This is a genomic window from uncultured Maribacter sp., from assembly GCF_963977385.1.
Taxonomy (GTDB): Bacteria; Bacteroidota; Bacteroidia; order Flavobacteriales; family Flavobacteriaceae; genus Maribacter.
On sequence record NZ_CAXBOU010000008.1, the window covers coordinates 180158 to 190023 of the forward strand.

A 9866-nucleotide genomic window follows, 5' to 3' on the forward strand; every position below is an offset into this window, starting at 1 on the left:
AGTATACTTTTTTCTTAAAGTAATTACATCAGTTAATTATAAATATCTTTAACGCTTAAGAAATACCAATATTAATATAAGAACATTTATAAAGTGAGCGCGATAAACGAAAAAAAAGTAGCAGCATTAGAAGCTGTAAAGTATATTAAAAATGGAATGACAGTAGGTTTAGGAACTGGGTCTACTGCTTTTTTTATGATTGAAGCTTTGGGTCAAATGGTAGAACAAGGTTTAGAGATTAAAGCTGTGGCTACTTCTGACGAAACAGAAAAACTGGCCAAGAAGTTGGGGATTGAAGTTATTACCCTTGCAGAAGCCAAAAGATTAGACCTTACTATCGATGGGGCAGATGAAGTAGATAGTAATTTTCAGTTGATTAAAGGTGGAGGTGGAGCCTTACTGCGTGAAAAGATAGTAGCCCATAATTCTGATTTCAATATCATAATTGCCGATTCTTCAAAACAAGTTTCAAGACTAGGGCAGTTTAAATTACCCATAGAAACAATACCTTTTGCTACGCAACTTATTTTAAAAGAACTTAAAGAAATGAATCTTCATCCGGTTCAGCGAATGAGAGGGGCTGATGATTATAAAACTGATGAGAATAACGACATTTTAGATATTGATATTTGGAATACGGATATTAAACTGACCGATTTAGAACATCAGCTTAAAAATATACCAGGCATTGTAGAAACCGGATTGTTTTTAACGTCTACTGATTTGGTGATTATCGGTAAAGGAGAACAAGCAATTGTAGAAAAAAAATAAACTATGCAAGATGAAAAACATTATGGTACTAGAAGCGGATGGTTAAGAGCAGCTGTTTTGGGTGCAAATGATGGAATACTGTCTACAGCAAGTTTAGTAATAGGTGTTGCTGCAGCAAGCACGACTAGGGAACCGGTTATTTTAGCTGGAGTTGCAGGTCTGGTGGCAGGTGCATTATCAATGGCTGCAGGTGAATATGTGTCGGTTAGTTCACAAGAAGACTTAGAAAGTGCAGATTTGGACAGAGAGCGAAGAGAGCTAGAAGAAATGCCAGAGGAAGAATTGTTAGAATTGGCCAAAATTTATGAAGAACGAGGATTGGACGAAAATTTGGCCTTACAAGTTGCCGAGCAATTAACTGCGCACGATGCCCTGGGTGCTCATGCCAGAGACGAGCTAGGTATTAATGAAATTACTCAAGCCAACCCCTTATTAGCTGCATTATCATCTGGAGCATCTTTTATTTTTGGTGGAGCGCTTCCTGTTTTGGTAGCCTATTTTGGTTCGCTTGAGTACATGGAATATGTTCAATATATTTTCGCTGTTGTTTTCTTGGCGTTATTAGGCGCAATAGCAGCTAAAGCAGGTGGGTCTAATGTTTGGAAAGCTATTTTAAGAATTAGTTTTTGGGGTACCGTAGCCATGGTTATTACTGCTTTAATAGGTCATTTATTTGAGATAAGTGTAGCTTAGTTTAAACTTACTCCTTACTTTCTAAGGGAGAAATAATGGTTTCAAAATCTTTCATAGTGGCTTCGCCATTTAAAACTTCTTTTAAAAATTGACTTATCAATTCAGGGAAATCAAATCCGAGTGATGCCCATTCGTGTCCACCATATTCATTACGATAGACCCTAAAATTACCGTCTAAATCGGTTAAGCGTTCAGCAATAGTTTTAGGCCCGTTTAAAACAATATACCCAACATCTGAAGTACTACAATTACGATGAGAATTTGTGCCGTAGGGTACAACCGAATCTTTAGCTCCATGAAAAAAAAGCAGAGGTAATTTGTTACTTTCATCAATATAATTATTATCTACCACTGCACCGGATAAACTTACGGCACCCACTATGGTTGCATTTGGGTAGGGTAGGTCTTTAAAACGATAGTCGTACCGCATAAAAAGAAAGTTCAATACCGTTTCCGCTCCGGCACTACTTCCAATTAAAAAGATTTTAGAAGGGTTTACTTGAAAAGGGGCAGCTCCTTTTGTTAGATAATTAATAGCTTTAGAAAGGTCGGCTACAGCTTCTGTATAGGTGTTCATTTTTATAGCTGCAGGGCAATCACAGTTAAAAGACTTTCCTTTTCGCGATAACCTATAATCGATAGAGGCAACATTGAATCCCAATTTTGCCAAGTAAATGCTCAGACCTTTTTCATCACCACCATTGCGTTGCCCTGCTGTAAAACCACCACCGTGAACAAGAATTATAGTGGGTTTCAATTTAAAAGTATCTGTTGGTACGGTATAATAGTCAAGTAATAAAGTATCTGCGTAATTATACGTTTTCATTCGAACAACTTCCTTTTTAACAACCGCAGTTTGTCCGGTAATGGTATTCATGACAATGAAGAAACCAAAAAAAAGCAGGTATCTGTACAATTCAAATGACAGTTTTATAGAATGCATATGGGGTTATTAAACTGCTGTTACTTGGGCTCAAAGTATACAGAATTAGATTAAAACGTTATAAATTAATTACGAATTGAGATGTTCTTTTCATCAATCTGTCAACACTAGAAATTATTTTTTAAGATTGCCGATGCAAAAAACATACAAATGTAGGCTGTAAGTGCTTATAATCTAGTATTTAATGTAATTATAGATATGTTTTGTATTTAAACCCTGTCTTCGAAAACCCTTTCGATTCTTTTAACAGTATAACAATCGGTGTACTTGGACTTAAGACTTGAACACGATAGAATTATGTTGCTCCAATTATTTTAATTAGCGCTTGATATAAAGTATCTTTGAGGAGATTTTAGTAGTTTTAAAGTAAACACGAACCTTAAAAATAACTTTACAATAAATGAATAAGGAACTAGATCAATTAGCAGCTGATAATATAAGGGCATTAGCGGTAGCCATGGTGGAAAAGGCAAACTCTGGACACCCAGGCGGACCGATGGGAGGCGCAGACTATATGCATATTTTATACTCTGAATTTTTCAACTACGATCCTTCAGATATGCAATGGCCGTTTCGTGATCGTTTTTTCATGGATGCAGGTCATTTATCAACCTTAATGTACGCTCAATATTACCTATTGGGTAATTATGAGAAAAATGATGTAGCTAATTTTAGACAATGGGGATCGGTAACTCCGGGTCACCCAGAAGTTGATGTTGCAAGAGGTATAGAAAATACATCAGGACCATTAGGTCAAGGTCATACGATGGGAGTAGGAGCTGCAGTAGCTGCGAATTTCTTAAAAGCTCGTTTTGGAGATTGGATGAACCATAAAATTTATGGTTTTATTTCTGATGGTGGTGTTCAAGAAGAAATTTCTCAAGGTGCAGGTAGAATTGCTGGCCATTTAGGACTTAGTAATTTTATTATGTTCTACGATTCTAACGATGTTCAACTTTCATCTAAAACTGATGAGGTTACTTCTGAGAATACGGCCATGAAATATGAATCATGGGGATGGAACGTTGTTACTATCGACGGGCATGACCACGAGCAAATAAGAAAGGCTTTAAGAGATGCTAACGCAGAAACTGAAAGACCAACATTGATTATTGGTAAAACGATAATGGGTAAAGGTTGTGTTACTGCAGATGGTACACCATACGAAGGGTATACAGAACTACACGGAAAGCCAATTGGCGATACAGGTGCAGATTATGAAAAAACCTTATTAAACTTAGGTGCTGATGTAGCTAATCCTTTTGATATATATACAAAAGTAGAGGAATACTACGAAGATATCATCAATAGAAAGAAAGACGAAGCCCAAAATAAAAAGAAAGAGATAGACGCTTGGCGTTCAGAAAATATTGAGCTTTCAAATAAGCTAGATGGTTTCTTAGAAGGTAAATTACCTAATCTTGATTTTAGTTCTATTGAACAAAAAGATGGTCAGGCGACACGTGTAGCTTCATCTAATGTTTTGGCTTATTTGGCACAGAACGTTGAGAATATGATCGTTTCTTCTGCAGATTTATCGAACAGTGATAAAACTGATGGTTTTTTAAAGAAAACCCACATTTTAAAGAAAGGCGATTTTTCTGGTGCTTTCTTGCAAGCAGGAGTGGCAGAGTTAACAATGACAGCAATGGCTAATGGTATCGCACTTCACGGCGGTGTTATTCCAGTAGTTGCTACATTCTTCGTATTCTCTGATTATATGAAACCGGCTATACGTTTAAGTTGTATTCAAGAATTACCAGTCAAATTTGTTTGGACACATGATGCCTTTAGAGTAGGCGAAGATGGACCAACACACCAGCCTATTGAACAAGAAGCGCAAATACGTTTATTAGAGAAATTGAAGAACCATAGTCATGAACAAAGTTTTGTTGCTTTACGTCCTGCAGATTCTCAAGAGACTAATGTAGCTTGGAAAATGGCAATGGAAAATCAGAAAACACCGACCGGACTTATTTTGTCTAGACAAGGTATTAAAGATGTTCCTGCTAAAAGCGGAAATCGTTATGAAGAAGCTTTAGGAGCTGAAAAAGGTGGCTACTTGGTTCAAGAAGTTGCTGATCCAGATGTTATCTTAATTGCTAATGGTTCTGAAGTTGCAACATTAGTAGCAGCAACGAAATTATTGGAAGAGAAAGAAGGCTTAAAAGTTAATATAGCATCTATACCATCAGAAGGTCTTTTCAGACAACAATCTGAAGCATACCAAGAAAAGGTAATTCCACCAAACAAACCAGTTTTCGGACTTACAGCAGGTTTGCCAGTGAACTTGGAAGGATTAACAGGAGCTAATGGAAAAGTGTTCGGATTAGAGCATTTCGGTTATTCTGCACCAGCCTCAGTTTTAGATGAGAAATTCGGATTCACCGGAGATCAGGTGTATAAAGAGGTTATGGATTTTTTAAAGTAAACAACCTCGCGGCAAGTCCGATAGATGTTTATTAATGAATAAATTAAAATTTTTGAGGTAAACCTCGAAGCAAATAAAGCTCGATTATCGAGTAAATAATAAATTAAAAATAATAATAAGATGAAGTTTTTCATAGATACAGCAAATTTAGACGAGATTAAGGAAGCTCAGGATATGGGTATTTTAGATGGAGTTACTACCAACCCATCCTTAATGGCAAAAGAAGGTATTACCGGTGCAGAAAACATTATGGCGCACTACAAAAAAATCTGTGATTTAGTAGAAGGTGATGTAAGTGCAGAAGTTATTTCTACCGATTTTGATGGTATGGTAGCAGAAGGCGAAAAGTTGGTTAAAATTAGCCCACAGATCGTTATTAAAGTGCCTATGATTAAAGAAGGTGTAAAGGCAATCAAGTATTTTTCAGATAAAGGATACAGAACAAATTGTACATTGGTTTTCTCTGTAGGTCAGGCATTATTGGCTGCTAAAGCAGGTGCAACATATGTATCTCCTTTCATAGGTCGTTTAGATGATATCTCAACGGACGGTTTAGGACTTATTGCAGATATTCGTTTGATCTATGATAACTATGGCTACCAAACTCAAATTTTAGCGGCATCTATACGTCACGTAATGCACATTATCGATTGTGCTAAAATTGGATCTGATGTTATGACAGGAGGTTTAAGTTCAATTACTGGACTATTGAAGCATCCATTAACTGATAGCGGTTTAGAGAAATTTTTAGCTGATTACAATAAGGGTAACTAGGCTTGTAAGTTTATAGAGTTAGTAAAAAAGCATCACTGAAAAGTGATGCTTTTTTTGTGGTATATTGGTTAATGAACAAGTTCTGCCTTCTATTATGAAATAACAGTATCGTAATACCTCTTAAAATACCAATGAAAAAAAGTGGACCAATTATTCTGATTCTTGTAACTATTAAATTTATAATTCAATGGTTTGGTAACGTGAACTATGGCTTTCATCGAGATGAATTACTTCATTTATCAGTTAGTGAGCATTTAGATTGGGGATTTATGGAATTTCCACCGCTAATAGGTTTAATTGGGAAAATATCCTATTGGCTTTTTGATTATTCTTTGTTGGGGGTAAGGCTTTTTCCAACCCTAGCAGGCGTTGGCATACTCATACTCTGTTGTCTAATAGCAAAGGAGATAGGTGGTAAGACAAAAGCTATTTTACTTGCAGGTATATGTATTTTGGCATTTTTGCCTTTTTACAGAAATCACACCTTATTTCAGCCAGTAGCATTCGACCAATTATTCTGGGTTTTAGGATTTTATTTAATTATTAAATTTATTAATTCACAAAACAAAAAATTCCTATTGTTTTTAGGAATCACTTTAGGTTTAGGTTTAATGAATAAATACACCATATTGGTCTGGGCATTTGGCGTATGTATTGGTTTGTTTTTCTATAAAAGAGGAAGTCTATTTAAAAACAAGTGGCTATATATTTCAGCTTTAATTTCATTGGTCATTTTTCTGCCAAATATGATATGGCAAATTCAAAATGATTTTCCACTCTTAAAACATTTAAAAGCTCTACATGAGAGCCAATTAAATGGAATGAACCCAATGGAGTTTGGGTTAGAGCAATTAAACTTTCCATTTACACTTATAATTAGCCTATTCGGTTTAGTCGGCTTTTTAATAGATAAAAAGTTAAGAAAATACAGAACAGTAGGTGTCGCAACTTTAGTTATTTTTTGCACCATGTGGTTGCTTAATTCTAAAGCATATTATGTCTTTGGTATCTATCCTGTTCTTTTTGCTGGCGGAGCGGTAAAAATAGAATCTCTATTGTCAAAAAGGCCTTCGTTCGTATATGCCATTGCAGCAATAGTACTGTTGCCTTCTATTTATTTTGTTCCAGAGGCGACACCGATTTTGCCAATAGATAAATATGTAAAATATGCCCACCTAAAAGAACAGAATGGAAGAGTAGAATTGAAAGGAGATTATGCTGATATGTTCGGTTGGGAAGAACAAGTTCAATTAGTTGACAGTGTCTACCAAACATTGAGTCCGAAAGAAAAGAATAATTGTGTTTTATGGGCTGAAAACTATGGAGAAGCAGGGGCCCTTACAATTTTAGGTAAGAAATACAACCTGCCAAATACAATTAGCAGACACGGAAGTTTTTGGACTTGGGGTTACGGGAATAAAGATGCAGATGTTTGGATTAGTTTAGGTAACGAAAAATCATCTGTAGAACATGTTTTTGAAGAAGTCAAATTAATCAAAATAATTACCAATAAATATGCGATTGGAGAGGAAAACGGAATACCGCTATATATTTGCAGAAAACCGAAAATTGATATTGAAAAATGGTGGAAAGAGTATGAAAAACACATATTTGATTGAATCAAAAGCATTATCTACAAAGAAAGCATCACCTGAAAGTGATGCTTTCTTTGTAGTATATTAATACTGATATACAACTATTAGCTTTCAGTAAAAAAAAAGCACCAGGCAACCTTTTCAATTTTTTTTGCGTCTATTAATATGAAGGGATAAAAAATGCTTATTCCCAACTAAAAATCATTAATAAATTCAAACAGAAAAGTAATTATGAGATTAAGCAAATTAGTATACTCACTTATTGTATTCACTTTATTATCCAGTTGTGCGGGGTCTAAAATAAATAAAACACTTAAGCAAGGAAGTATAGTTCAAAAAGACTTTAAAGTTACTGTACCGTTTGAATACCGTAATGGAATTATTATCCTCAAAGTAACCATACAAAATGAAATATATGACTTTATTTTAGACACAGGAGCTTCTAATGTACTTTCAAAAGAATTAGCAGACAAGCTACAAGTTATACCTTTGGGTAGTGAAGAAGTGGGTGATATTCATGGTAAAAGTGAAGAACTTGAATACACAAAAATAGATGATATTCAAATAGGAGGCATTAATTTTAAAGAAACTATTGCTGCCATTTCAGATTTCAATAGTGGCGAACTTGCCTGTTTTAATGCCGATGGTTTTATAGGTTCTAATTTAATGCGGTTTGCGGTTTGGGACTTCGATTTTAAAAATCAGTTAATAACGATAACAAATGATGAGCAGAAATTGAATGTTCCTTCAGATGCTATTGAATCAAAAATATTTATTGGTGCAGGTGCTAAACCTTCTATAAGTACTCAAGTAAATGGTGATAGAGTATTAAATAATGTGGTTGATTTAGGTAATAATTCAACCGCGCGTTTATCGTACACTACCTTTATAAAGCAAAAGGAGTCTAAAAAAATAACCAATTATATTAAGGGCTCAGGATATACAAGTATAGGCATGTATGGTAAAAGCGAGCCTAAAAATGAGTATTCTGCAAAAATTGACGAGATAAAAATTGGAAACCATATTATAAAAAATAAAGTTGTGAGGGTTAAAGATGGATCATCCAATCTAGGGATTTCATTTTTTAAAAATTATAGATTGATTTTGAATTGGAAATCAAAAAAACTAAAAATGATTCAAGAAAGAACTTCTCTCAATACAGAAATAAACGATTTTGGTTTTAAATCCACTTTTGAAGAAAACAAAATGTTTGTTGGTTTTATTTATAATGATACCGAAGCATCAAAAGTTTTACAATTTGGAGACCAAATTTTACAAATAAATAATATCGATTACACCAACCTTACTAATGAAAAAAAGTGTGATTTATTTAACAATGGTATTATACCAAAAGAGACTGATGAAATAGCAATTAAAGTTTTAAGAAATGGGAAAAAACTAGAATTCCAATTAAAAAAAGTAAAGCTCCTTTAAACAAACGAATGTCCATATAATCGCTAAGATTCAGATTAAATAACGTAGTACAATTATGGAACTATTAATACACTCATTAACTGAAAGCGGTAAAGAGAGATTTTTAGCTGATTACAATAAGGGAAACTAAAGTTTTAAAAAATTTAGATTTAGTAAAAAAGCATCACTGAAAAGTGATGCTTTTTTTTGTGGTATATTAGTACTGATATAGGTGGTATGTATTAATTTGGTTCTATATACCACTGTTATAGACAATTACATATGAGAACTTTACTAATTATATTGATTAGTTTTTTGCTTTTTCCATTGACCGGACATGCTCAAAATTTCAAAAATATCGTTGCCTTTGGCGATAGTTTTACTGATAACGGATATATAAATGGACATGGATTCGATAGAGACACAAACGGTTATGTATGGGTAGAATACCTTTCTGAATTTATGGAATGTCAGAATTTGGATAATAGGGCTTGGGGCGGCGCTAGAACGGACAATGGACATTATATGGGTTTCGATTGGTCTGGATTCAATTGGCAAATAGATGGGTATGAGCCTACAACCAATCCGGAAGAAACCTTGTATGTAGTTTGGATTGGTGTTAATGACTATTGGGACAATAAAGAAGATCCTTCAAATTCAGTAAAGAATATTAAAAAGGGTCTGGACAAATTAATCAAGAAAGGGGCAAAACACTTTGTCATTTTCAATAATTTCGACTTAACAATATCCTTAGGTTATGCACCTAAAACGGAGTATAATCATCTAATTCCAGATGTTAAAAAATTAACCAAAAAGTTTAATGCAGAACTTTACAGTATGCTTTTCGAAGAAAATACGGGACTGACAAAAACCAATTCAGAAATAAAAACATATTATATTGACATCTATACGTTTATGAACGATTTAGTTGAAAACAATCAGTTTAAAGACCATCCTTGGAAAGGAACTTACAAAGATCCAGATTCTAAAGAATACTTATGGTATGACGAATGGCACCCAATGACACGTTGCCATGAGCAAATTGCGGAATTAGTTCTGAAAGAACTCAAAAAATAATTCTAAAATTAAGAGCTGTCTATTACAAAGTGTGTAATCTATAAATCTTAGGGTCAGGCTAACAATTTCCGTTGAAAATTTCCACAACTAATCATAAACGAACTGTTAGCGAACATTATGACCCGTCCTGAAATATGTATACAAAACACTTCAAGTATATGTATAAAAA

Annotated in this window: 8 protein-coding genes; 7 read left to right on the plus strand and 1 reads right to left on the minus strand. The window is 34.3% G+C overall.

The annotated features are described in order from the left end of the window. Positions 1-93: 93 nt before the first annotated feature. Together rpiA and AAC084_RS10580 are read left to right on the plus strand one after the other, a co-directional pair. A complete protein-coding gene (rpiA, locus tag AAC084_RS10575) occupies positions 94-771 on the plus strand; it encodes a ribose-5-phosphate isomerase RpiA (protein ID WP_339840148.1) in 678 nt (225 codons plus the stop codon). A gap of 3 nt (positions 772-774) precedes the next feature. After that, on the plus strand, positions 775-1464 hold the full coding sequence (locus AAC084_RS10580; protein WP_339840149.1) for a VIT family protein: 690 nt from the start codon (positions 775-777) through the stop codon (positions 1462-1464). A 7-nt stretch (positions 1465-1471) separates the two neighbouring features. On the opposite strand, the gene AAC084_RS10585 is transcribed toward AAC084_RS10580, so the two are convergent. After that, a complete protein-coding gene (locus tag AAC084_RS10585; protein ID WP_339840150.1) occupies positions 1472-2407 on the minus strand; it encodes an alpha/beta hydrolase in 936 nt (311 codons plus the stop codon). 400 nt (positions 2408-2807) lie between these two features. Here AAC084_RS10585 and AAC084_RS10590 point away from each other — a divergent pair, with 400 nt between their 5' ends. From AAC084_RS10590 to AAC084_RS10610, 5 genes are all read left to right on the plus strand, one after another. After that, complete coding sequence (locus AAC084_RS10590; protein ID WP_339840151.1) at positions 2808-4838, plus strand: transketolase; 2031 nt, start codon at positions 2808-2810, stop codon at positions 4836-4838. Positions 4839-4958: 120 nt separating this feature from the next. After that, positions 4959-5612 (plus strand): fructose-6-phosphate aldolase, encoded by a 654-nt coding sequence (fsa, locus tag AAC084_RS10595; RefSeq protein ID WP_339840152.1) that lies wholly within the window; start codon positions 4959-4961, stop codon positions 5610-5612. A 131-nt stretch (positions 5613-5743) separates the two neighbouring features. Continuing rightward, positions 5744-7231: a glycosyltransferase family 39 protein gene (locus AAC084_RS10600; RefSeq protein ID WP_339840153.1), complete on the plus strand. Its 1488-nt coding sequence runs from the start codon at positions 5744-5746 to the stop codon at positions 7229-7231. 207 nt (positions 7232-7438) lie between these two features. Next, complete coding sequence (locus AAC084_RS10605) at positions 7439-8641, plus strand: retroviral-like aspartic protease family protein (protein ID WP_339840154.1); 1203 nt, start codon at positions 7439-7441, stop codon at positions 8639-8641. Between the two features lie 261 nt (positions 8642-8902). Beyond that, a complete protein-coding gene (locus tag AAC084_RS10610) occupies positions 8903-9697 on the plus strand; it encodes an SGNH/GDSL hydrolase family protein (protein WP_339840155.1) in 795 nt (264 codons plus the stop codon). Positions 9698-9866 lie beyond the last annotated feature (169 nt).